Origin of the sequence: Phnomibacter ginsenosidimutans, assembly GCF_009740285.1 — a bacterium.
Taxonomy (GTDB): domain Bacteria; phylum Bacteroidota; class Bacteroidia; order Chitinophagales; family Chitinophagaceae; genus Phnomibacter; species Phnomibacter ginsenosidimutans.
Window position 1 is genome coordinate 3,470,428 of record NZ_CP046566.1, and the last position, 24,689, is coordinate 3,495,116.

The following is a 24,689-nucleotide window of genomic DNA, read 5'->3' on the forward strand; positions in this document are numbered from 1 at the left end:
AAGGTTGCTGCAATTCTCACTACGGCACAAACTTCTTCACAATCACACAAGCGTTGTGCCCACCAAACCCGAAAGTGTTGCTCAATGCAGCATCCACCGTACGTTTCTGTGCTTTATTGAACGTGAAGTTCAGGTTCGGATCCAGCTCCGGATCGTCGGTAAAGTGGTTGATGGTAGGTGGTACAATGTTGTGCAAAACCGCTTGAATACAAGCAATGGTTTCAATCACACCTGCTGCACCCAAACAGTGGCCTGTCATGGATTTGGTTGAGCTGATGTTGAGTTTGTACGCATGTTCGCCAAACACTGCCTGAATGGCTTTTACTTCTGCACCATCACCAATGGGTGTAGAGGTACCGTGGGTATTGATGTAATGAATTTCTTCTGGTTGCATACCTGCATCTGCCAGTGCAGCCAGCATTACATGCTTGGCACCCAAACCTTCGGGGTGTGGCGCTGTAATGTGGTGTGCATCGGCGCTGGCACCACTACCAGCTATTTCGCAAATGATGCGGGCACCACGTGCCTGAGCATGCTCAAGGCTTTCCAAAATCAGCGCACCAGCACCTTCACCCATTACAAAACCATCGCGGTCTTTATCGTAAGGGCGGCTGGCTGTTTCGGGGCTGTCATTGCGTTCGCTGAGGGCTTTCATAGAGTTGAAACCACCCACACCTGCCTCGCTGATAACTGCTTCCGAACCACCGGTAAGTACCACGTCGGCCTTGCCGGCACGAATGAGATCTACCGCTACGCCAATGGCGTTGGTAGATGAAGCACAAGCACTGGTAACGGCGAAGTTGGGGCCACGCAAGCCATGGCGCATGGAGATTTGTCCGGCTGCGATGTCCAGAATCATTTTAGGAATGAAGAAGGGATTGAAACGGGGCGTTCCGTCGCCTTTGGCGAAGTTGATCACTTCTTCCTGAAAGGTGATAAGACCGCCAATACCGCTGGCAAAAATGACACCGGCACGGTCTACATCTATATTGTCTTTGTTTAAACCGGCGTCTGCCATGGCCTGATCACTTACAACCAAAGCCAGCTGACAATAGCGGTCGAGTTTACGAGCTTCTTTGCGGTCGAGGTAGTCCTGAGGGTCAAAGTTTTTGAGTTCGCAAGCAAACCTGGTTTTGAATTTAGATGCATCAAACAATGTAATGGGACCTGCGCCGCTTACACCATTGATCATATTCTGCCATGTGTCTGCTACCGTGTTTCCCAATGCGCTGAGGGCACCAATGCCAGTGACTACAACTCTTTTATGGCTCATAAACAATCTATAACTGCTGAATAAAAAATGGGGAACACACCTCTGGCGCAAGCCAAAAAAGGAGTGTTCCCAATAAGATTAAAGAAAACGATTACTTGGCGTGTTCTTCCAGGTATGTTACAGCCTGACCTACCGTTGTAATTGTTTCTGCCTGCTCGTCGGGGATAGAAATGTTGAATTCTTTTTCAAATTCCATGATGAGCTCTACGGTATCCAAAGAATCGGCACCGAGATCGTTGGTGAATGAAGCTTCTGTAGTTACTTCAGCTTCGTCAACACCAAGCTTGTCGACAATTATTTTCTTTACTCGAGTTGCGATGTCGCTCATGATATGAGATTTTAGTACGGCGCAAAAATAGAGTTTTTGAGAAACAAACAAATAAGCCCTCTTTTTTTGTGTACAACTGGTGCGGGCCGCCCTATAAACGGCGCCCTCCCGTCTCACTGATAAACCTTTGTTGAATACTTTGCCCACAAGGGTTTGGGTAATGCTTTTCCTGTAAATTCGCATCCCATCAGAAGTCTGGATGCAGGCTTTTCACACGTTTTCCCCCCTTCCTACACTGTACCGTTTTTAGCAGGTTTACCCGGTGTAGAACCTTCATAGTAAGTGACCGAAGCTCATTTTTGCCCTTGTGCAAATACCGGTTTCCGCCACTTACCCAAATAAGATAGCAGGTGAAAGCAATTATTCCCGTAGCGGGAGCCGGCACCAAACTCCGGCCACATACATATACGCAGCCAAAAGCATTGATTCCCATTGCCGGCAAAACCATCCTGAGCTTTATTGTAGATCAGCTGCAGGAAGCCGGTGTAAGAGAATACATCTTTATTGTAGGCTACCTTGGCGAAAAAATCCAGGACTTTGTACAACAGGCCTATCCACATTTGCAAACACATTTTGTGTACCAAAATGAAAGGCAAGGTACCGGGCATGCCATTCAGCTCACCCATAGCATTGTGGGCCACGATGATGTAATAGTGGTACTGGGCGATACCATTTGCGAATACGATGTAAAAGAAGTGGTAAACAGCCCCGTAAGCATGCTGGGTATCAAAAAAGTGGATGACCCCCGCAGTTTTGGCGTAGCCGAACTCGACGATGAAGACAACGTAGAAAGGGTGGTGGAAAAGCCAGCTATTCCTAAAAGCAACATGGCATTGGTCGGCATTTACAAAATCAAAGAAACCAACCTGTTGTTTGAATGTCTGAGCCAGATTCTCACTGAAAATATTCGTACCAACGGCGATTATAACCTGACCGATGCATTGCAATGCATGATTAATAAAGGGGCCCGTTTCAAAGGCTTCAGGGTGCAAAACTGGTTCGACTGTGGTAAAAAAGAAACCCTGCTCGACAGCAATGCCACCCTGCTCAAAAAAATTGGCGGCAATGTCAATCCGCTGCAGCATGCTTTTGAAAACACCATCATCATTCCACCTGTAAGCATTGCACCGGGCTGCAGTATTAAAAATTCTATTATTGGGCCGCATGTGGCCATTGGTAGCAACACCACGGTTAATTATTCCATCATCCGCGACAGCATTATTGGTTCGTACACCAACCTGTTTGAAGTAGTACTCGACAACAGCCTCATTGGCAGCGACGCCAGTGTAAAAGGGCTCAGCCGAAGCCTCAACATTGGCGACAATACTGAGATTGATTTTGGATAAGCTGCAGATGTGCTAATTAGCTAATTTGCCATTGTGCTGATTGGTTGGCCTGCTTACGTGTCAGTTGCTGGTTTTCATTGGCACATTTTAAAATTGCTGCTATGCAAAACCGCATCACTTCTCTATTCCATATTGAATTACCCATCATTCAGGCCGGTATGATTTGGGCCAGCGGCTGGCGACTGGCCAGTGCCGTAAGCAATGCCGGCGGCCTTGGCATGCTGGGCGCCGGTAGCATGTATCCGGAAGTGTTACAAGCACATATCCGCCAATACAAAGCTGCCAGCAACAAACCCTTTGCTGTCAACCTGCCCCTGCTCTACCCCGATATCGATAAGCACATTCAAATTATTATTGAAGAAAAAGTACCCATCGTTTTTACCAGTGCCGGCAATCCAAAAACATGGACGGCATTATTAAAAAGCCATGGCATTACCGTGGTGCATGTAGTAAGCAGCAGCAAGTTTGCACTAAAGGCACAAGAAGCAGGCTGTGATGCAGTGGTGGCTGAAGGTTTTGAAGCCGGTGGCCACAACGGCCGTGAAGAAACCACCACGTTGGTGCTCATTCCTGCTGTAGCAAAAGCGGTAGACATACCCGTGATTGCAGCCGGTGGCATTGGTACCGGAGCACAAATGGCCGCTGCGTTATGCCTGGGTGCAGAAGCCGTACAGGTAGGCAGCCGCTTTGTGGCCAGCCACGAAGCCAGCAGCCACGAGGCTTTTAAGCAAGCCGTGGTGCAAGCACAAGAAGGCGACACCAAACTCATGCTGAAAACACTAACGCCAGTCAGATTGCTGAAAAACGAATTTTATCAGGCTGTTGAAGCGGCCGAAAACAACGCCGCCAGCAAAGAAGAACTGGCTGCCTTGCTGGGCCGCGGCCGTGCCAAGAAAGGCATGTTTGAAGGCGATATGCAAGAAGGCGAACTGGAAATTGGTCAGGTAAGTGCATTAATCCATAGCATTCAACCCGCCGCGGGTATTGTATACGAACTCTGGCACGATTGCCAACGAAGCCTGCAACAAACCGCTGCTGCTTTTACAGCCAATTTGAAATTGAGCTAACGGAAAGGCAATAACAAATAAGCAATAAAGAATAAAGAATAAGGAAATACAAACAGCCATGACAAGTCTATTCAACTCGTGACCCCCTCGAATACTGGAACACTGGAACTTGTGAACTCGTAAACTTGTCAACTTACCAACTACTCTCCCCATGCAACACCTGAAAGTAATCGCCTTCGACGCCGACGATACCCTCTGGGTCAATGAACCCTACTTCCGCGAAACGGAGGATAAATTTTGTGCCCTGCTCGAAGATTTTATACCGCTGCATACAGCGCAAAAAGCCCTGTTTCAGATGGAAATGAAAAACCTGAAACTCTATGGCTATGGCGTAAAAGGGTTTATGCTTAGCATGATTGAATCGGCGTTGGAAATCAGCAACCATCAGGCAAATCCTGTTGTGTATGAAAAAATATTGGCCTTTGGCAAAGAGCTGTTGGAAAAACCCATTGAACTGCTGCCCGGCGTAGAAGAAGTGTTGGAAAAACTACAGCCGCACTACCGCATAGTGGTGGCTACCAAAGGCGACCTGCTTGATCAGGGAACGCAAACTCAAAAAAAGTGGGCTGGAAAAATATTTTCACCACATCGAAATCATGAGCGACAAGCAGGTGGCCGATTATGAAAAACTCATCCGCCATTTAGACATTCAGCCTTCGGAGTTCATGATGATTGGCAACTCACTCAAAAGCGATGTGTTACCGGTGCTGGAGATGGGTGGCTATGGCGTACATGTGCCCTTCCATACCATTTGGGAGCACGAACGGATAGATCACCAGGTAGAGCACGAAAATTTCATTCAGGTGGAACATGCCAATGAACTCTTGTCGGTTTTGATAAAACCCTGACGAAAGCGCCGAATGCTGTAGTAATGTTTCGATTTTGAGGGAAAAACATTGACAACATCTTATCAAATGCACAGACTGCTTAATTTTCACACTTTAAAAGACAAGCAGTCATATGAAGGATGTAAAAATTTTATTGAGCGAAGATGAAATGCCCCGGCACTGGTACAATATCCAGGCCGATATGCCCAACAAGCCATTGCCACCCTTGCACCCCGGCACCAAACAACCGGTGGGCCCGCAAGATCTGGCACCGCTTTTTCCCATGGAACTTATCAAGCAGGAAGTAAGCCAGGACCCATGGATTGAAATACCCGACGAAGTGCGGGACATTTACCGCCAGTGGCGCCCCTCGCCATTGTTCAGGGCACGCCGGTTAGAAAAGCTGCTGGATACACCCGCTAAGATTTACTACAAATACGAAGGGGTGAGCCCCAGTGGCAGCCACAAAACCAACACAGCAGTTGCACAGGCTTATTACAACAAACAAGAAGGGGTAAAACGCATCACCACCGAAACAGGTGCGGGCCAGTGGGGCACTGCACTCAGTATTGCCTGCCAAATGTTTGGCATCGAATGCGAAGTGTACATGGTGCGCATCAGCTTTGAGCAAAAGCCATACCGCAAAGCACTCATGAATGCCTTTGGTGCCAAAGTATTCAGCTCTCCCACCAACCTTACCAATGCCGGCCGGCACATACTTGCTACCGACCCCAACACAGCGGGCAGCCTGGGCATTGCCATCAGCGAAGCCATTGAAATGGCTGTACAAGATGAGCATACAAAATATGCATTGGGCAGTGTGCTCAACCACGTACTCATGCACCAAACCATCATTGGGCAAGAGTGCTTACTGCAACTTGAAAAAGCCGGCGACTATCCCGATATCGTGATTGCACCGCTGGGTGGCGGCAGCAATTTTGCGGGCATGGCCTTTCCGTTTTTGCGCCACAATTTGGTGGATGGCAAACAAACCCGCTGCATAGCTGTAGAGCCTGCCAGTTGCCCCAAACTAACGCAGGGCGAATTCCGGTACGACTTTGGCGATTCAGCAGGATATACGCCGCTCCTCCCCATGTACACCTTGGGCCACAACTTTAGGCCCGCAGCTATACATGCCGGTGGCCTGCGCTACCATGGCGCCAGTGTATTGTGCAGCCAGCTACTGAAAGATGGTTTGATTGAAGCCAATGCGCTGCAACAATTGGAGTGCTTCGAAGCAGGTATTCAGTTTGCCAAGGCAGAAGGCATTATTCCTGCGCCAGAAGCTAACCATGCCGTGGCGCAAGCCATCCGCGAAGCAAAGCTGTGCAAAGAATCGGGCGAAAGCAAAACCATTCTCTTCAACCTTTGCGGCCATGGGCACCTGGACCTGCAGGCCTACAACGACTACTTCGATGGTAAGCTGCAAGACCACTACCTCACCGAAGAAGAACTGAAAGGTAGTTTGAAAGAACTGGCCGACTACCCACCCGTTGCATAACTGCACATTCGTGATACAATAACAAAAGGCTGAAGCAAACACTTCAGCCTTTTATTTTTATTCGTCAATAGGTATTAGTCCTTTCTAAAAGCCCATTTCCACATTTCTTTCAGTGTTACTTTTTTTCCGTACATCAAAATGCCTGTTCGGTAAATTTTGGCACTCAGCCAGGTAGTACCCAAAAAGCCCAACACCAGCGATACCATGCTCAACGCCAGTTGCCAGTAAGGCACAGTACCCGGTACGCCAAAGGGCAGCCGGGCCATCATTACAATGGGTGAGCTAAACGGAATGATACTGGCCCAGGTAGCCAAGGCACTTTCGGGACGTGTCACCGCATTCATCATAATGACAATACTGAAAATGATGGGCATGGTAATGGGCATCATCAGGCTTTGTGCATCCTGCGGATCTTCATTTACTGCACTACCTACGGCCGCAAACAACGCTGCATAAAACAGGTAGCCAAATACAAAGTAGAACAAGAAACAACCTACAATGAACCACCAGTTAACGCTGCTCAATGTATGCTTAGCTTCAGCAAAAGCAATGGCAGTCTGATTAGCCTGAACAGCCATGCCCGCACCGGGTACGCCATTGTTCATGGCATTCACCTGCTCCATTACTTCAGCGGGTACAAACAGCCCAATGAGAGAAGTGAGGCCCACAATAAGCAACACCCACAGCACAAACTGCGTAACACCCACCGCACCAATGCCAATGATTTTCCCCAGCATTAACTGCTTTGGCTTTACGCTGCTCACCACTACTTCGGCTATGCGGTTGGTTTTTTCTTCCATCACACCACGCATTACCATGGCGCCGTACAAAAACAACGTAATGTAAATAAGAAAGCCTGCGCCATATCCCACTTTATACGCCATGCCGCTTGTTACCGGCTTTTACTTCGCTGCCGCCATCGAGCACTTTGTTGTCGAAGCCTACTTCTTTGGCCTGGCTGCGGATAGAATCGTAAGCTGCTTTGCTCATTCCGCCCTGCTGCGTCACCATGCGGGTTTCAATGGCATCGTTCAGCCGGCGGCGAATGCTGCCTTCAGTAATAACGCTCAGGTTTTTCTTGGTGTAAATTTCGAAACGTTCCGCAGTGCTGTTCATGCCGTTGCCCGGCGCCAACAGCACAGCAGAATAACCTTTCGACAATAAAGACGTATCTGCATCGGCCAAAAACTCAAACTTGAGTTGTTCGCCGGGTTCCAGAAATTCTTTGAGCAAACCGTTCTTATCAGCCACTGCAATTTTTTCTTGCTGCACATTTTTTACTGTCATAAAAATGACAGCGGCAATGATGCCAGCCAACAAGAGTGGCGTTAGAAAAGTACTGAGGACAAAAGTTTTTTTGGATACCCTGGTCAGGTATTCCCGTTTGATGATTAACCAGGTTTTATTCATAGAAAATAAGCTTGTAGGTAAAAGAAAAAGGGATGGGCATTACAACGATGCATCAAACTTGCGGGCAGTGGGTGTGCCTTCTACAATTTTGATGAAGATGTCGTTGAGGGAAGGCAGAATTTCATTGAAGGATTGAATAGAAACACCCTGCTGAATGAGGTATTGCAACACTTCGTTGTTGCTCACACCGTCTTGCAGTTTGATGATGGCTTTCTGGTCTTTTTGCCCAATGACATTAAAGAGAGGCGTTTGCCATTGCCCAGCATCGGCAGCAGCACCTACAGCAAACAGATGTTCTTTAAAGTCTTGCTTTACCTGATCCACAGTACCGTCCAGCACCTTTTTGCCTTTGTTTACCAGCACTATTTGCTTGCATATTTCTTCTACCTGCTCCATGCGGTGCGTAGAAAAAATGATGGTGGCGCCTTCCTGTGCCAAACGGAATATTTCGTCTTTGATAAGGTTGGCATTCACCGGATCGAGACCGCTGAAAGGTTCATCGAGAATGATGAGTTTTGGACGGTGCAACACAGTAGTTACAAACTGTAGTTTTTGGCTCATGCCCTTACTCAGGTCTTCTACTTTTTTGTTCCACCAGCTTTCCATTTCGAGGCGTACAAACCAGTCTTTAATAGCAGCCATGGCATCGGCCCGGCTCATGCCCCGCAGCTGTGCCAGGTACAGTGCCTGCTCACCAATTTTCATTTTTTTGTACAAGCCCCTTTCTTCGGGCATGTAACCAATCTGAGCAATATCTTCTTCCGGCTGAAACTTGCGGCCATCAAAACTGATGCTGCCAGCGTCGGGAAAAAAGATGCCCGTAATCATACGGATGAGCGTGGTTTTGCCGGCGCCGTTGGGCCCGAGCAAACCAAAGATGCTACCCGGTGCAATGGAGAAAGAAATGTCGTCGACGGCTTTTTGCGAAGCAAAATGCTTCACCAGGTGATTGACCTCAAGGATATTCATAAGTGATAGGTTGGAGCCATGAAGATAGGTACTCCAACTACTTGCCTCATCTTTCTACACCAGTGGTTGCAGCGGCTTATCAGTTACAATAGCGATACAGGAATTGCAAATAACTAACCACTACTTTGCAGGCCATTGCGCCGGGTCGTTGCTGTGAAAGCGATTGTCGAACGAGAGCCACAACCTTTTTTTACTGCCTTTTACTTTGTACCATTTTTCTGCCACAATCCTTCCTTTGGAATCGTACTCAAAATAGCTGTACAAAAAAGGCTCATTTCTGTAAGTAACAATAGCTCCTGCCACCGTTTTCTGTTCGTTCATCAACTCCAGTTCGAAGCGGCTTTCGGTATTATAGCCATCGTTTATTCGCACCACAAATTTCCCTTTGCTATACGAGGAGGGCACCCATTGTATGTTGAGGTCTTGTGCAGTGGTTTTATCGGCTTTGATGCGTTGCAATTGCTTATCGTAGCCAAACTGATACGCATACATTTCAGGCTTTAGCAGCAATAGCAAATGCGCATCGAATGGAAGAATGGAATCTACCATGAAATCGTGGCCTTCAGCATCGATGGCATTTTGAAAACTGCCCCGCCAGTTGTAGTTGAGAATGACACTGGGGCCGGGCTTTTCATCCGCATCATAGGTGGTTACCACCCTTTGGCGAATAATGTTGTCGAGATAATTTACGGAGTCTTTGTATTTGATGCCAACGCCATTGAGTGTAGCAATGCCACCAGCTGGGCCAATTACTTTTTGCCCGAGGCTGTACAGTAAAATACCATCCACACCTTCGGCCATTCCACGCTCCTGCAATTTGCTGATGAGTTCGTTTGTTTCTACCGAAATATCAGCACTCACTTCTACAATATGCGTAGCGATATAGGGCTGCGTTGGTTTGCTGTCGGGTAAAAAAATGACAGGTGTTTTGCCGGTGTACACCAAGGGCAACGGATGCAGCGAAGCAGGTGTACGTACAATAGTTGTTTGCGCATGCAATGCAGTAGCAGCAAGGCACAACAAGATGCCGTAAATGAGCCCTCTCATACAACAGAATTTACAGAGCAAGTAACAGCAATTGGCAATGCCACTGCGCCAGCAAAACGTTAATCGTAGCGAAAGAAAACGCTAATGTTATGCAGCGAAAACAGGAACGAATTATTGGTAAACACCCACTATTTTTTTCACGGTGTTTTCGCCATCCATGGCAGCACTTACAATGCCACCGGCATAGCCCGCCCCTTCGGCACAGGGGTACAAGCCTTTAATCTGCGGATGTGCATGCGTATCGGCCAAGCGAGGAATGCGAACCGGTGAACTGGTGCGGCTTTCCGTAGCTACCAATACTGCTTCGTTGGTATAATAGCCTTTCATTTTTTTACCAAAAGCCTGCACTCCTTCCCGCAGGGCATCGGCTACAAAACGGGGTAATACCGAGCCCACATCGGCGGCAGTAATGCCCGGTAAATAAGAACAATCGGGCAAATCGCCGGAAGCTTTGCGTTGCACAAAATCTACCATGCGTTGTGCCGGTGCTACCAACTTGCCGCCACCTGCAGCATACGCTTTACGTTCTACGTATTGCTGCAAATACATCATGCCCAATGGCGATTCCAATACCGACTTCGGCATGTCCATCACCTGCGAAAAATCTTTGTAAATATGCGGCACATCGTTGAGGCGAATTTCCACCACAGTACCACTATTGGCATAAGGATTATTGCGTTTGCTGGGGCTCCATCCATTCACCACAATTTCGCCGGGTGCTGTAGCTGCCGGCGCAATGATACCGCCGGGACACATGCAAAAGAAAAGACGCCACGTCCACCAGCTTGATGCACCAAGCTGTAAGAAGCCGGTGGTAAATACTCGCTGCGAACAAGACAATGATACTGCGCTGCATCAATCACCGTTTGCGGATGCTCAATGCGAACACCCAATGCAAAAGGCTTTGCTTCAATGGCAATGCCTTGCTGATGCAGCATTTGAAAAACATCACGGGCAGAATGCCCGGTGGCCAGCAAGCAATGATCGGCTTTCATCACATCGCCATTGGCCGTTTGTACGGCGGTAAACTGATCACCATCAATATGCAGCTTTACCACTTTGCTATTGAAATGCACTTCGCCGCCATGTGCTTCAATCGCTTCACGTATGGCGGTGATGATATGCGGTAATTTGTTGGTACCAATATGCGGATGCGCTTCGTATAAAATGCGTTCATCGGCACCATAGTTTACCAGCAATTGCAATATGCGGTGTACATCGCCCCGCTTGGTGCTGCGGGTGTAGAGTTTACCATCGCTGTACGTGCCGGCACCACCTTCACCAAAACAATAATTACTCTCCGCATTTACTTCGCCCTGCTTGTTCATGGCGGCGAGGTCGCGGCGGCGGCTGCGTACATCTTTACCCCTTTCGAGCACTATGGGTTTAATGCCATGCTCCAAACAGCACATGGCGGCAAACAAACCAGCGGGACCTGCGCCTACAATCACCATGCGTTTGTCGGCATGGCGAACATCGTGATGTTGAATGTGCAATGCTGGCCGCTGCTGAAAAGGTTCGTTGATGTAAGCCTGCACCTGCAGGTTCATCCAAACGGTTTTGCTGCGAGCATCAATAGATTGGCGGCGGATATAATACCCCGTAACCGCCGAAGCCTTTACACCGGCTTCGGCAGCTATCAGTTGGGTAATGCGTTGTGTATCGGCAGCTTCCTGCGGAAGCACCTTCATGTTGAGGAGCTGTTGCATGTACTCGTGTTAGGTAGTTATCCTAAAAAACGGTGAGAGAAATTAGAACGGCAAATCGTCGGCACCCATGTCTGGTGTGGGCGGATCAATGAACTGTTCGGGAGCCGAACCTTGTGCGCCAGATGGCACAAAGCCTTCAATACGCCAGGCATCGAGGTTGGTGATGTAGTTTTCACGACCATCTTTCACCCACTTGGTACCCTTGATGTTGAAATGCACTTTTACTTCTTCCCCGTTTTTAAATTTATCGAGCAGGGCGGTTTTGTCCTGCACACACTGAAACTTAATGTAGTTGGTGATGGTTCTGCTGCCAATATCTTCTGTCTTCTCCACCACAAATTCACGGGTTTTGAAAGTTTCGCTGCGCTGCATTACAGGATAAATGGCGGCAATTTTGCCAGTCAGTTCGTAAGACATGAAATGTTGAAATTTTTGGGCAAGTCCTTTGACAGCTATCAAAAAAACGGGCCTGTTTTAATGGAAAGTTTGGCGCCAAAACTACGGGCATTTTTCATTTTCTATTTTTTATTGAGAAAACAAACCGGAATCAGCTATCCCTATTGATTTGCGCTGCATTTTTGCAGGCTCTTATGAAACCACTGTTCCGCTACTTTTTGATACTGGCATTAGGCTGGCAAAGCTGTGCCCCCTCCTATTATCAGGCGGGCCAAATGGCCTACACCCGATACGACATCAAACCCGGAAAAAAGACAGCAGCGTACAGCAGCTGATGGCGCCTTATGCGCAGCAAATCAACAGCACCATGACGGCGGTGATTGGCGAACTCACCAGCACCCTCGAAAAAAGCAAAGCGACAATACCCTCGGCTACTTCATGACCGATGCTTTTTTGAGTGAATCAAAAAAAGTATTTCAACAGCCCGTAGACATTGCCTTGATGAACTTTGGTGGCATTCGTACACCTGCCATGCAAAAGGGCAACATTACCGTGGGCACTATTTACGAACTAATGCCCTTTGATAACCTGATGGTATTGGTGACTATGAGTGGGACAGAATTGCAGCAGTTGCTCAATCATGTAGCTGGCCGTGGTGGGTGGCCCATTAGTGGCGGCAGCTACAACATTCAAAACAAACAAGCAGTGGATGTTCGCATTGCCGATGCAGCATTGCAACCCAACAAACAATACACCGTAGCACTCAGCGATTATGTAGCCAATGGTGGCGATGATTGCAGTATGCTTACCAAATTGAAACAAATCAACAAAGGCTATTTGCAACGCGACGCGTTGATTGATTATGTAAAAAGCCTGACAGCCGCCGGCAAAAAGCTGGACATTCCTGCAGGCAAGCGTGTCAACATTCTCTAATTTTTGCTCAACCCTCTCCCCGCTGTTTTATGAATAGAAGACATTTTCTGACACAATCGACGCTGGCTGCCGGTAGCCTGCTGCTGCCCAACTGGAGCATGGCCGAAGACAACGCCGCACAACAGCTGGTTATTTTACATACCAATGATGTGCACAGCCGCATCGATCCTTTTCCGATGGATGGTGGCCGCAACCAGGGATTGGGTGGCGTGGCCAGTCGTGCTGCTGTGATTAATGAAATACGCAGCCAGCACGAACATGTGTTGCTGCTCGATGCCGGCGATATTTTTCAGGGTACCCCATACTTCAACCTGTACAAGGGCGAACCCGAAATAAAAGCCATGGCCGCCATGCAATACGATGCCTGCACCATGGGCAACCACGACTTTGATGCCGGCCTCGATAATTTTGCCACGCAATTGCAGCATGCTGCTTTTCCGGTGCTCGTCAGCAACTACGATTTCAGCGGTACCGCCATGGAATACAAGGCGCTGCCTTATAAAATATTCAAGAAAGGAAGATTGAAAATTGGTGTATTTGGCGTAGGCATTGAGCTGGAAGGATTGGTGCCGGAAAATTTGTACGGCAAAACCATTTACCAGGACCCGATTGTAAAAGCCAATGAAACTGCGGATTTGCTGAAGCGCAAAGAAAAATGTGACATGATCATTTGCCTCAGCCACCTGGGCTATCAATACAAAGGCAGCAACAAGGTGAGTGATAAAATACTGGCAGCCGAAACACAGTATATCGACCTGATAATAGGCGGACATACACATACGTTTATGGCTGAACCTGAGCTGGTAAAAAACAAACAAGGCAGCGAAGTACTCATCAATCAGGTGGGTTTCGGGGGCCTTATTTTGGGTCGGTTAGATTATGTCTTTTCTGCCACAAATAAGAAAAAATTTTTTGGGAGCAAATCCATTTCCATTGCGAAAAAAACTGACATCTAAAAATTTTTTTTCAACAGAAAGAGTTGATATTCGCTTTATCCTCACTTATTCACAGTCATGCAGAACAGTATACTGTAAATATGTGAACCACCAACAAAGGATTCTTAGTAACTCTACAAATTGCTATACGAAGAAATGACGAAGACTTGCGAAATAGTTTGGCAAAATTGTCTGGAAATAATTAAGGACATCGTTGATTGGCAACATTTCAAAACCTGGTTCGAACCCATCACTCCCGTTTCACTCAACAATAAAGTATTGACCATTCAGGTACCCAGTCAGTTCTTTTATGAATACATTGAAGAACACTACGTAAACCTGCTGGCAAAAACACTCAAACGTGAACTAGGAAAAGAAGCACGTTTGGAATACCGCATCATGGTAGACAGTGGCAACAGCTCACATCAGCCACAAACGGTAGACCTGCCGACCAACAACATCAAATTGTACAATAACAATGTAATGGACTTCCCACTGGTGACGACAAATCCTGTAAAGAATCCATTCGTGATTCCCGGCCTCAAAAAGATTCAGATTGATCCACAACTGAATCCTACTTACACCTTCGAAAGTTTTATTGAAGGCGATTGTAACCGTGTGGCTCGTCGTGCCGGCAAAACCGTAGCCGACAAGCCCGGCGCCAACTCATTCAACCCACTCGTTATTTATGGTGGCGTTGGTTTGGGTAAAACGCATTTGGCACAGGCCATTGGCAACGAAGTGAAAAAGCAACACCCTAATAAAGTGGTGTTGTATGTAAGCAGCGAAAAGTTTATCAACCAGTTTCAGGATCATAGCCGTAACAACGCTATCAACGACTTCATTCATTTTTATCAACTCATCGATATCCTGATTATTGACGACGTGCAGTTTTTTGCCCGTGCCGAAAAATCACAGGACGCCTTTTTTGCCATCTTCAACCACCTGCACCAGAGTGGCAAGCAGCTGGTACTTACATCAGACAAAGCCCCCAAAGACCTCGATGGTTTGCAGGAGCGTTTGCTCAGCCGTTTCCGTTGGGGCCTCAGTGCCGATTTGCAAATGCCGGACTACGAAACCCGCATTGAAATTCTGGAACGCAAAATGAAAAACGATGGCCTTGACATGCCACGTGAAGTAGTGAAGTATCTCGCCTATAATATCAATACCAACATTCGTGAACTGGAAGGTGCTTTGATTAGTCTGTTGGCTCAATCATCGCTCAACAAACGCGAAATTGATTTGGAACTGGCGAAGAAAGTATTGCGCAACCACATCAAAACCAGCAGCAAAGAAATTACCATCGAAAACATTCAGAAGATGGTATGCGAATACTTTGATGTGCCATACGAAAAACTGCAGCAAAAAACCCGGAAGCGGGAAATTGTGCAGGCTCGTCAGATTACCATGTATCTCGCCAAAGCTTTTACCAAAAACTCACTCAAAACCATTGGTGAGCATTTTGGTGGCCGCGACCATACTACTGTTATTCATAGCTGCCAAACTGTGAAAGACCTGATGGACACCGACAGCGTTTTCAAAGAAAACGTACTCGAATTGACGCAGAAAGTGCAACTGGCTGCATTGTAATTACAACAGCCTTCTCTATACACCAAGCGGTCGCCTCTTACTGGGGCGACCGCTTTTGTTATGGGCGGTTAATTATGGTTAATGCCTTAAACGTTAGGGATAGGCGCTGGTCATTGTATTGTCTCTTGATTATAACACACAAAAAAAACAATACCATGAAAAAGACAATGCTCCTGATGCTTCCCTTCTTTGTAGCCATAGTGGCCATAGCTCAACCACCACACCCCGCTGGCAAACCCGGCAAAGGCCCGGGCGGCAAAGCAGGTATGGAAATGATGAAAGACATTGACCTGACGCCGGAACAAAAAGTGGCCATGCAAAAACTGCAAGATGAATTGCGCCAGCAAATGCAAGCCCTCAACAGCAATGAAAGCATTACGGTAAAAGAACAACGCGACCGCCGCGAAGCCTTGCTGAAAAAACACAAAGAAGCGGTAGACAAACTGCTGACAGCCGAGCAGAAAAAACAACTGGCCGACAAACGTGCCAAGGCCCGTGCCAAAGCGGGTGAAATGCAAGCGCAACACCTGGCCAAAATGGCCGACAAACTCCAACTCAGCACTGAGCAGGTAGCCAAAGTAAAAGCCAGCCATACAACGGTAAAAACAAAAATGGATGCAGTGCTGAAAAACGATAAGCTGAGTCGCGAAGAACGCAAAGCCGGCATGGATAAAATAAAAGCTGAGCATGAGCAAGCCATGGCAAGCATTTTAAACGCCGACCAACTGAAGCAGTGGAAAGAGCTGCGCCAGCAAGGCCCAAAGCCGGGCATGCATAAAGGCGGCAAAGGCATGCATCGTCATCATGAAGGCATGCGCAATGGTCCGGCCGCTGCCAGGTAAACAGTAACGTTTCCTTTATTACAGCCGGCTGCACAATGCAGCCGGCTGTTGTTTTACCATAGCCTTACCATGGCTGGCCAAAGCCATGTTTGTTTGCTGGCTACAATAGAAGCATCTTTGCAGCACTGCACAAAAGCAGCATCCATGGGCAATTTTGACAAGTTTTCGAAGGCCGCTGTGTCTGGCGCCAAAAAGAAAGAAGCTTACCGGCAAGAAAAGCGACAGGCCAAAAAAGAAACGGCTGAGTTTTTTAAATCGCAAAAGCAGCTGAAGAAGAAAGGTGAAATACCTGCAGCCAAAGTGGCTGAAATGGCGCCTGCCAGCAAGGGTAAAAAAGGCGCCCCAACAAAAGCTGCCCCGGCGGTTGAACCCGGCAAAGAAGCCGTTGCTACCAAAGCAGGCAAGCCTGTAGTAGCTGGCAAAAAAGGCGCCCCGGCTCCTACCGAAGCGCAAATGCCGCTCAATAAATACCTGGCACATGGTGGCATTTGCAGCCGCCGCGATGCCGCCATTTTAGTAAAAGAAGGCAAAGTGAAAGTAAATGGCAAAGTGGTGCTGGAGCCTTCGTACAAAGTGCAGGAAGAAGACATCATTATTGCCAATGGCAAGAAGGTACAGCGGGTAAAAAACCTGGTGTACATATTGCTCAACAAACCCAAAGATTTCATTACCACTGCCAGCGATGATAAGGGCCGCAAAACAGTGATGGACATTATTAAAACAGCCACTACGGAAAGAGTATATCCCGTTGGCCGGCTGGATAGAAACACTACCGGTGTAATGCTGCTCACCAACGATGGCGATCTGGCGCAGCAGCTTACCCACCCCAAGTTTGAAATCAAAAAAATATACGAAGCCAAGCTGGACAAGCCCATGGTAAAAGCCGACCTCGACCAACTGGTACAGGGCATTACCCTGGAAGATGGCTTTATTGCAGCAGATGCTGCAGCCTACGCCGACCCATCAGACAAATCGGTGGTGGGTGTAGAAATACACAGTGGCCGCAACCGCATTGTACGCCGCATGTTTGAGCACCTCGGCTACGATGTCAAAAACCTCGACCGGGTGATGTTTGCCAACCTCACCAAGAAAAATGTAGACCGCGGCAAATGGCGCTACCTCAACGAAAAGGAAGTTCGCTTGTTGAAGTATTTTCAAAAGAGTAAAAAATGATTGTAGCGTTATTGGGCGCCACCGGTCTTACCGGGCAGCTAACTCTCGAACGGTTGCTGCAACACGATGCTGTTACGTCAGTTATCGTGTTTGGCAGAAGAACATCGCCTGTAACGCACCACAAATTGCAGCAATTACAACTGCAAGCACTACCAGATACTTTGCCAGCTGTTGATGCCTTCATCTGCTGCATTGGTACCACCATTAAAAAAGCCGGCAGCAAAGCCGCTTTTATTGAAGTGGACAGAACCTTGCCTGTACAACTGGCTACACAACTGCATGCCCGTGGTTGTAGCTGTATGGCGGTGGTTTCTTCCATGTCGGCCTCTCCTACCTCACCGTTTTTTTACACCCGAGTAAAAGGCGATATGGAAGAAGACCTGAAACAAATTGGTTTCACTTCGCTGCATATTCTTCGTCCCTCCATCATTGATGGGCCTAGACAAGAAAACCGCCCCATGGAAAAATTTGGTTTGGCATTTACCAAACTCATGCATCCGTTGATGCTTGGTTCGCTTCAACATTACAAAGCCATCAAGGCCACTACCATTGCCGATGGATTGCTGCATACAGTGCTGCAACACCGCCCCGGACAGTTCACGTACCTCTCTGCCGATATTCCGAAAATTTCTTAGCAAAGAAGTCAGTAGTATTGTTAGCATAACCCGGGCGGCTTATGAAAAAACACTCCTGATGTTGGCGGCTCTTTTGGCCATCCATTGCAGCCACGCACAACCTGCCAAACCTTACGATATCATTGGCTACTACAGTGGCGATGGCAAATCCTTGTCAGCATATCCCATTGAAAAACTAACACAGCTCATTTTCAGTTTTTTGCACCTCAAAGGCAATGAACTGGCGTTCGACAATGAACAACGCAAGCAAGACTTGCTGGAAATTGTTGCCCTCAAAAACAAACGCAACCCTTCCATGAAAGTGTTGATTTCACTGGGCGGATGGGGCGGTTGTGCTACCTGCTCGCCTGTGTTTGCAACGGCAGAAAACCGGCAGGCATTTGCCAACTCGGTATTGCAGATTTTGCAAACCACACAAACAGATGGCATTGATTTGGATTGGGAATATCCCACCATTCCCGGCCCGCCCGGCCATCCGTACAGCGCCGATGACAAAGCAAATTTTACCGACCTCATTCAACGTTTGCGGACAACGATGGGCGACAAATACGAACTGAGTTTTGCAGCGGGAGGCTTCGATACATTCATTGCGCAATCGGTAGATTGGGCTGCAGTTACTCCGCTCGTCAACCGCATCAACTTGATGACGTATGATCTCATAAACGGCTATAGCAAAGTCACCGGCCATCACACGGCGTTGTATAGCCGGCCATCGCAAAAAGAATCGACCGACAACTGCGTACAGCAATTACTGAAGCTGGGCGTACCAGCAAACAAGCTGGTGATTGGCGCTGCTTTTTACAGCCGGGTGTGGGCCAATGTTGCCGCCACCAACAATGGTCTCGACCAAAGCGGACAACATACTGCCGGTGTTTCTTATAAGCATTTTCAGGAGAAACTGACACCGGCACAAGGCTTCACTGCGTATTGGGACGATACAGCAAAAGCCACGCATTTTTACAATGCCGAAAAACAACTCTTTGCCACCACCGACGATCCTCAATCCATAAAAGCGAAAGTGGCTTACATGAAAAAATATGGATTGGGCGGCATCATGTTTTGGGAGCTACGAGAAGATGCGCCGGTGAATGGTTTGCTATCTGTAATGGAAGCCGCCGTAAAAGAATAAATACAAGCACGTGACATTTCGCAGCAGAATAGCACCCACACCCAGTGGCTTCTTACACGAAGGCAATATCACTGCGTTTTTGTACACCTGGCTGCTGACACAAAAAGCCAATGGCGAACTCCTGCTCCGCATTGATGATCTCGACAATGAACGATTTCGGGAAGTGTATCTCAACTACATTTTTGAGGCATTACAAGTAGCAGGTATCAGCTATCAAATAGGGCCGACAAATGCGCATGAATTTCACACTCAATGGTCGCAACAGCTGCGCCTGCCGATGTACGAAATGTACCTGCAACAACTGTGGCAAACCGGCCATTTATATGCCTGCACTTGCAGCCGGCAACAAATAGCAAAACATCAGTGCAACTGCTTTCAACAAAAACTACCGCATCATACACCCCAAGCTGCATGGCGATTGCACTTACCCGACAATACCAATATTCAATGGCATGATGAAGCGTTGGGCAATGTTAGTATATACCTGAACGAAGTGCAGCATGCACCCATAGTGAAACGCAGCAATGGACTGCCCGCCTATCACATTGCATCCGTAGCCGACGATGTGCATTTCGGCATCAACTGCATTGTACGGGGTGAAGATTTATTATCGTCTACTGCTTTGCAATTGCACATGGCATCGCTGCTACAATTGGATGCATTTCTACAATGTCGTTTTCTTCATCACCCATTGATGCTGAGTGAAACGGGTGAAAAGATCTCGAAATCTGCAGGCAATGCCAGTTTGCAACTACAGCCTCCTTTTCCTGATGTACAACGCTGCTTGAAGCAAATAGTACAATGGTTTCCGCAACAGTTTGACCGGGCGTCAACTGCAACTACTGCATCAGCATTACTAAGACTTATGGCATAAAAAAAGCTGTTCTGCGAAAACAGAACAGCTGGTGTGGGGATTGAAATTTCCAGGGATTAAAATGTCTTATTGTATGCGGGCATTGAAATCGAGTTCAATGTCTGTTTCGCCTTTGCTAATCAAATCGCCTGCGGCTTTTATGCCTCCTGGCTTGTGTTTCAACACCACTTTTACAACACCTGTGCTGGCTGCACCGGTTGTCCATTTAGAAGTGGTACCCAAAGGTAAACCAAGTGCATCGGTGTTGAGATTGCTTACCGTAATATTAACGGCCGAGGGCACAAAATAGAACTGGTGCTCATCACCTTCTTCTTCTACTTCATCAGTGATGTCTAGAGCGGGTGTTTTCGATTCATCCTTCAACTCAATACTTACATCATAGGTTTTGCCGGGAGCCAACACAATATTATCGAACGAGGTGGGCGCATTGCCACCATCGCCATCAATGTCTCTGAAAGTGGCAGTCGTGGTATTACTCGTTCCCGTTTCTGTAAACTTGAGTTGTACTGTTGTAATCAACTCCTCTTCATTCAACTCTTCTTTGTTCTTCTTACAACCTGTAGCTATGCTTGCAACAACTACCAGGCCGAGCAGCATTTTCTGATACTTCTTCATAGCTTTTTTGTTCTTATTTGGATTTGAAAATTGGAAACTTATTGACCTATGGGCACCTGCACTTTAAAAGCAATGTTGATGCCCATTTCATCGGCATAATACCTGAAAGCATTCATGTAATCGCGGTACACCGTATTGAGCAAATTGCTACCTGTGAGCAACCACTTCACCGACTTTTTGCCAATGGTTTGCGTAATGCCTGCTTCCATGCCCAGCAAATGATAGGCAGCCGGTGGAGCTGCATAATCGCTGGCCATTTGTTTGCTGCCATTGGGTAGCGTAACTTCTATATCGCCGGTAGCCGGCACCCTTGTTTGCTCCAGCACCCATTGCCATTGCAATTTGATGAATGGGTCTTTCCAACGCTTACCATCTGCAAACTGATAAGTCAAAGCATTCTCAAACCTATCAGCAGGCATTTGAATAATCCAGTCGTTTGCCTTTTTATCAAAAGCCCTTACAAACGATGCTTTCAACTGCCAGGCAATATGACTATTGAATGCATATTGCGATGAAAAATCAACTCCGCTGATACGGGCATTTGTTTGATCGTACAAGAACGTGGGGAATGCACCACGAATGGTAAGCTGTGGCGGAAATGTGGGTCGCAGAAAAATGAAATCGTTGATTTGCTTGTGGTACCAAACCACTTCTGCCTGCCAGTTTTTACGCTGCACATTCAGCGACAGCATCACACTATTAGCCCTCTCCGGATTGAGATTCGGATTGCCTTTTTCGATGCGGGCTGAACCATGATGCAAGCCATCGCTGTATAGTTCATTTACCTGTGGTGCCCGCCATGCAGTACTCAGGTTGATGGCTGCAGTGATCCAGTCGTTCAAGTGATAGCTGGCACCACCGTTGGCACTCAGGCTACCGTAATTTCTGTCGTAATAAGTGCGGCCGTTGTTGCGGTGAATATCGAAGATGCTGCGAACATCGTACCGCACACCAATCTCTGCAGCAAACTGCTTCTTACTGTATTTCTCAATCGCAAATACGCCAGCGTTAATGGCCTGATAATTGGGTATGAAAAACCGCTGCGTGTAGCTGTTGAACTGATACGAAGACTGCACACCCACCGAACCGCGTATTTGCTTGCCTGCATAATGATCCCATACCACATCGGCACCAATGGTTTGCAAACCAATATCCATTTGGGGCACATTGCTACTGCTACTGAAGCGTTTGATATCATACTCTCGGCGCCAATTGTACTGGTAAGAAAGAATGGCATTCAAACGGCTGTTGGCTCCCGTTTTTACAAAGGCTTTGGCCTTGGCCAAATGGTGTTGTATTTGCTGATAAGGCCGGTCGATGCTGTATGAAAAATCTGTATTGGTGACGTATGAAGGTGGCTGTCCGTTGTTGATGATGTTCATCAAATCTGTTACGTTGCCAATGTGTGATCCAGAGAAAATTCCGAGTTTGGTATTGAACTGGCTGTAAAATAATTCCAGACCTTTGTTGGGCTTCTTCCAACCGGCAGCGGTAGAAAAATTCATTTCCTGCATGCCGGAGTTGGCCAACCAATAATTGGGCGTTTGGGCATTGCCGCCACGCTTGTACGTACCCTGCACCCGCCACGAAAAAGCAGGATGTTTTTTAGCATTGCCCTCTACCATACCCGACATAAATGCCTGTCGGTTATTGCTGAAAAAACCAGCAGAAATTTCGCCACCAATACCCGGTTGATAACGCAGCAGTTTGGGCTCTACCAACACTACACCACCAATGGCATCTGCCCCGTAGCGCAGTGTACTGGCGCCTTTAATAACGGTTAATCTGTTGGCAATAAACGGATCTATTTCCGGTGCATGCTCGCTACCCCATTGCTGGCCTTCCTGGCGAATGCCGTTGTTGAGCATCAGCACCCGGTTGCTGTGCAGGCCATGTATCACGGGCTTGGCAATATTGGTACCCGTTTGCAACATAGTTACGCCACTCAAACGCTGCAATGCTTCGGCCAATGATTGTCCTCTCGATGCATCCATCTCTTTTCCTTTCAGCTCAGCACCAATAGCGCCAGATTTGGCATTGGCTGCCGCCACCACGGTTACTTCCTGCAGTTCATTTACTGTATGCGGCATTACAAAACTCAACTGCACATCTTTTTGTACATGCACATGCATTTGCACCGGGCGACATTGGTTGTGGGTTACTTTCACGGTGTAGTTGCCGGGGCAAATGCCTTTGAGCAAAAAACGACCGGTTGCATCTGTCATCCCTTTTTCGCCGGTTTCCATAATGGTAATGGTAGCCGCCGACAGCGGTTGCTTCGTGTCTTCATCGGTTACAGTGCCGGCAATACTGAGTGTACATTGAGCCATAGCCACCAACTGCCATAGCATGCCTGCCAGCAACAGCAACGCTGTTTTAGCAGTAACACGCCAAGCCTTTTCGGGCCTTTGATTCCGGGAATTCGTTTTTGTAACCACGTTGCAAATTTATAAGTGCAGGCATATTGCTGCCCAAAAAATTATTGCAACATTTTTTTGCAACAAGTAAAGTTTAACGAAGCTTCATCATGAGGCAAACTTTGGTGTCGGTGCCGTTTTGCAGGCGGGCATAGTAACTGCCTGCAGGCAAAGTACCGCCCTGAAAAACCACCCTATCTGTGGTCGGGCCCGCATATTCTTTGTCGAGCAGCACCGCTATTACCCGGCCAGTCATATCTATCACCTGCAACAAGGTATGGCCACCATTGCTGGTAAATTCAATAGTGGTTTGGCTCTCAAACGGGTTGGGATAGTTACGGATTTTCCCCGCACTGGTAGCAGGTGGTGTAATGCCACAACCCGCACCATTGACCACCGGCAAGCGTTGAAAGTTTTTGAGCAGCAGGCCCTGAATGGTGGTTTTATCTACACAAAACCAACTCTCCAAAATGCTGGCATACACACTGCGGAAATCGTATTGAAAAGCCACATTATCCTGCACGGTAGGGTTGGCAGGAATAATAGGATTGGTGCCCACTACACCAGGCTGTACATTTTTACCAAACAAAAAAACCGGAGCTGCAGCACCATGGTCGGTGCCTACGCTGCCGTTGCTTTTGATGCGCCGGCCAAACTCACTAAAGGTCATGCCGAGTACCCGGTCTTCTACCCCCAAAAACTTCAGGTCGTCCTGAAATGCTTTCACTGCATCGCTGAGTGTTTTCAGCAAGTTGGCATGGGTGCCTGTGGTTTTATCGGTGTTGTTTACCTGATTGGCGTGGTTATCGAAACCACCCATGCTTACCATGTACACCCTTGTTTTTAAACCGCCTTTTACCAGCCGGGCTACAATTTTGAGTTGGTCGGCCAGGCTGTTGCCCGTTGGGTACGCAGACTGCTGCACCACTTTGGCAGCAGCAGTTTTAATAGTGTCGGCGTACTGTTGAGTTTGCCGGGCTACGGTGCGGATGTAAGTAAGTTCTTTACCTGCAGGTGTATTGGGTGCTGTGTCTTGCACACCATTTACCAAATTGTAAAAACTACTAGGGTTGGTAATGCTCATGCCCATGTTTACCGCCGGGCCTTGCAGCGCCAAAGATGTAACCGAACCAATTTGTATGGCCACAGGATCGGGCATGTTGCTGTTGGGATAACCCGATGGATAATTGGGATAGTATTGGTTGAGGTAGCGGCCTGCCCAACCAGAATTCACAAACTGATTGCTATCGCTGGCACTCATCCAGATATCTGTAGCCCTGAAGTGTGAAAAGTTGGGCGAAGGATAACCCACAGCCTGCACAATGGCCATTTTACCATCGTTGTACAAAGATTGCATGCCCGTCATGGCAGTATGCAAACCGGTGGCTTTGTTGTTGGTGAGGCTAAGCACTTTACTTTCCGGAATGGCAATATTACTGCGGGCATTGTTATAGAGGCTGTACTGATCCAGCGGAATGACTGTATTCAAGCCATCATTACCACCGTTGAGTTGCACCAATACCAGCACGTGGTCAGTATCTTCCGCCAGGCCAAACATGTCGAAAAACGGAGAGGCTTCGCCAAAAGCTTTTACCGAAAAACCACCTACCAATGCAGGCAGTGTTACGCCTTGTAGTGTTTGTTGTAAAAAGGAACGTCTTTTCATCACTGCT

The 24,689-nt window shown here is 47.7% G+C and carries 24 protein-coding genes and 1 pseudogene; 14 read left to right on the forward strand and 11 right to left on the reverse strand.

The annotated features are described in order from the left end of the window. Positions 1-19: 19 nt before the first annotated feature. Together fabF and GLV81_RS15035 are read right to left on the reverse strand one after the other, a co-directional pair. Positions 20-1,273, reverse strand: coding sequence for a beta-ketoacyl-ACP synthase II (gene fabF, locus GLV81_RS15030; protein WP_157479602.1), 1,254 nt, complete (start codon positions 1,271-1,273; stop codon positions 20-22). A gap of 91 nt (positions 1,274-1,364) precedes the next feature. Then, the gene (locus GLV81_RS15035) at positions 1,365-1,601 is read right to left on the reverse strand and encodes an acyl carrier protein (protein WP_147189896.1); all 237 of its coding nucleotides are present in this window, start codon (positions 1,599-1,601) and stop codon (positions 1,365-1,367) included. Positions 1,602-1,951: 350 nt separating this feature from the next. Between GLV81_RS15035 and GLV81_RS15040 the strand changes: the two genes are divergently transcribed. The 5 genes from GLV81_RS15040 (at position 1,952) to GLV81_RS15055 (ending at position 6,342) form a co-directional block, all read left to right on the forward strand. After that, complete coding sequence (locus tag GLV81_RS15040) at positions 1,952-2,947, forward strand: sugar phosphate nucleotidyltransferase (RefSeq protein WP_157479603.1); 996 nt, start codon at positions 1,952-1,954, stop codon at positions 2,945-2,947. A 101-nt stretch (positions 2,948-3,048) separates the two neighbouring features. Continuing rightward, positions 3,049-4,014: an NAD(P)H-dependent flavin oxidoreductase gene (locus GLV81_RS15045; protein ID WP_157479604.1), complete on the forward strand. Its 966-nt coding sequence runs from the start codon at positions 3,049-3,051 to the stop codon at positions 4,012-4,014. A gap of 151 nt (positions 4,015-4,165) precedes the next feature. Continuing rightward, complete coding sequence (locus tag GLV81_RS15050) at positions 4,166-4,639, forward strand: HAD family hydrolase (RefSeq protein WP_246186039.1); 474 nt, start codon at positions 4,166-4,168, stop codon at positions 4,637-4,639. Continuing rightward, positions 4,611-4,862 (forward strand): HAD family hydrolase, encoded by a 252-nt coding sequence (locus tag GLV81_RS20610; protein ID WP_246186040.1) that lies wholly within the window; start codon positions 4,611-4,613, stop codon positions 4,860-4,862. Before GLV81_RS15050 ends, GLV81_RS20610 begins: the two co-directional genes overlap by 29 nt. A 112-nt stretch (positions 4,863-4,974) precedes the next feature. Then, complete coding sequence (locus GLV81_RS15055) at positions 4,975-6,342, forward strand: TrpB-like pyridoxal phosphate-dependent enzyme (protein WP_157479605.1); 1,368 nt, start codon at positions 4,975-4,977, stop codon at positions 6,340-6,342. 74 nt (positions 6,343-6,416) lie between these two features. On the opposite strand, the gene GLV81_RS15060 is transcribed toward GLV81_RS15055, so the two are convergent. From GLV81_RS15060 to GLV81_RS15085, 6 genes and pseudogenes are all read right to left on the reverse strand, one after another. Beyond that, positions 6,417-7,226: an ABC transporter permease gene (locus tag GLV81_RS15060; protein WP_157479606.1), complete on the reverse strand. Its 810-nt coding sequence runs from the start codon at positions 7,224-7,226 to the stop codon at positions 6,417-6,419. After that, positions 7,216-7,752 carry an ABC transporter permease gene (locus GLV81_RS15065; RefSeq protein WP_157479607.1) on the reverse strand — a complete coding sequence of 179 codons (537 nt, stop codon included), beginning with the start codon at positions 7,750-7,752 and terminating at the stop codon, positions 7,216-7,218. The genes GLV81_RS15060 and GLV81_RS15065 overlap by 11 nt, the downstream gene beginning before the upstream one ends. A gap of 39 nt (positions 7,753-7,791) precedes the next feature. Next, on the reverse strand, positions 7,792-8,721 hold the full coding sequence (locus GLV81_RS15070; RefSeq protein WP_157479608.1) for an ABC transporter ATP-binding protein: 930 nt from the start codon (positions 8,719-8,721) through the stop codon (positions 7,792-7,794). A gap of 120 nt (positions 8,722-8,841) precedes the next feature. Next, entirely contained in the window at positions 8,842-9,768 is a 927-nt protein-coding gene (locus tag GLV81_RS15075) for a hypothetical protein (protein WP_157479609.1), read from the reverse strand. Positions 9,769-9,879: 111 nt separating this feature from the next. Further along, positions 9,880-11,477: pseudogene (locus GLV81_RS21770) on the reverse strand (NAD(P)/FAD-dependent oxidoreductase). Between the two features lie 42 nt (positions 11,478-11,519). Further along, entirely contained in the window at positions 11,520-11,894 is a 375-nt protein-coding gene (locus tag GLV81_RS15085) for a DUF3127 domain-containing protein (RefSeq protein ID WP_157479610.1), read from the reverse strand. Positions 11,895-12,067: 173 nt separating this feature from the next. Between GLV81_RS15085 and GLV81_RS15090 the strand changes: the two genes are divergently transcribed. The 9 genes from GLV81_RS15090 (at position 12,068) to GLV81_RS15130 (ending at position 19,984) form a co-directional block, all read left to right on the forward strand. Beyond that, positions 12,068-12,208 (forward strand): hypothetical protein, encoded by a 141-nt coding sequence (locus GLV81_RS15090; RefSeq protein ID WP_157479611.1) that lies wholly within the window; start codon positions 12,068-12,070, stop codon positions 12,206-12,208. Positions 12,209-12,311: 103 nt separating this feature from the next. Then, on the forward strand, positions 12,312-12,806 hold the full coding sequence (locus tag GLV81_RS15095; RefSeq protein WP_157479612.1) for a 5'-nucleotidase C-terminal domain-containing protein: 495 nt from the start codon (positions 12,312-12,314) through the stop codon (positions 12,804-12,806). Positions 12,807-12,835: 29 nt separating this feature from the next. Next, the gene (locus tag GLV81_RS15100; RefSeq protein ID WP_157479613.1) at positions 12,836-13,762 is read left to right on the forward strand and encodes a bifunctional metallophosphatase/5'-nucleotidase; all 927 of its coding nucleotides are present in this window, start codon (positions 12,836-12,838) and stop codon (positions 13,760-13,762) included. 135 nt (positions 13,763-13,897) lie between these two features. Beyond that, positions 13,898-15,331, forward strand: a complete 1,434-nt coding sequence (dnaA, locus tag GLV81_RS15105) for a chromosomal replication initiator protein DnaA (protein ID WP_157479614.1) — start codon at positions 13,898-13,900, stop codon at positions 15,329-15,331. A gap of 155 nt (positions 15,332-15,486) precedes the next feature. Beyond that, a complete protein-coding gene (locus tag GLV81_RS15110) occupies positions 15,487-16,173 on the forward strand; it encodes a hypothetical protein (RefSeq protein WP_157479615.1) in 687 nt (228 codons plus the stop codon). 144 nt (positions 16,174-16,317) lie between these two features. Continuing rightward, on the forward strand, positions 16,318-17,346 hold the full coding sequence (locus GLV81_RS15115) for a pseudouridine synthase (protein WP_197428459.1): 1,029 nt from the start codon (positions 16,318-16,320) through the stop codon (positions 17,344-17,346). Then, positions 17,343-17,981 (forward strand): NAD-dependent epimerase/dehydratase family protein, encoded by a 639-nt coding sequence (locus GLV81_RS15120; protein WP_157479617.1) that lies wholly within the window; start codon positions 17,343-17,345, stop codon positions 17,979-17,981. Before GLV81_RS15115 ends, GLV81_RS15120 begins: the two co-directional genes overlap by 4 nt. A gap of 58 nt (positions 17,982-18,039) precedes the next feature. After that, positions 18,040-19,110, forward strand: a complete 1,071-nt coding sequence (locus GLV81_RS15125; RefSeq protein WP_157479618.1) for a glycoside hydrolase family 18 protein — start codon at positions 18,040-18,042, stop codon at positions 19,108-19,110. 10 nt (positions 19,111-19,120) lie between these two features. Further along, on the forward strand, positions 19,121-19,984 hold the full coding sequence (locus GLV81_RS15130) for a glutamate--tRNA ligase family protein (RefSeq protein ID WP_157479619.1): 864 nt from the start codon (positions 19,121-19,123) through the stop codon (positions 19,982-19,984). 66 nt (positions 19,985-20,050) lie between these two features. Here GLV81_RS15130 and GLV81_RS15135 read toward each other — a convergent pair whose 3' ends face one another. The 3 genes from GLV81_RS15135 to GLV81_RS15145 all read right to left on the reverse strand — a co-directional run bounded on the left by GLV81_RS15135 (position 20,051) and on the right by GLV81_RS15145 (position 24,682). Continuing rightward, positions 20,051-20,599 (reverse strand): hypothetical protein, encoded by a 549-nt coding sequence (locus tag GLV81_RS15135; RefSeq protein ID WP_157479620.1) that lies wholly within the window; start codon positions 20,597-20,599, stop codon positions 20,051-20,053. Between the two features lie 38 nt (positions 20,600-20,637). Beyond that, positions 20,638-22,929, reverse strand: coding sequence for a TonB-dependent receptor (locus GLV81_RS15140; RefSeq protein WP_197428462.1), 2,292 nt, complete (start codon positions 22,927-22,929; stop codon positions 20,638-20,640). Positions 22,930-23,110: 181 nt separating this feature from the next. Next, positions 23,111-24,682, reverse strand: a complete 1,572-nt coding sequence (locus GLV81_RS15145; protein ID WP_157479622.1) for a DUF1501 domain-containing protein — start codon at positions 24,680-24,682, stop codon at positions 23,111-23,113. Positions 24,683-24,689 lie beyond the last annotated feature (7 nt).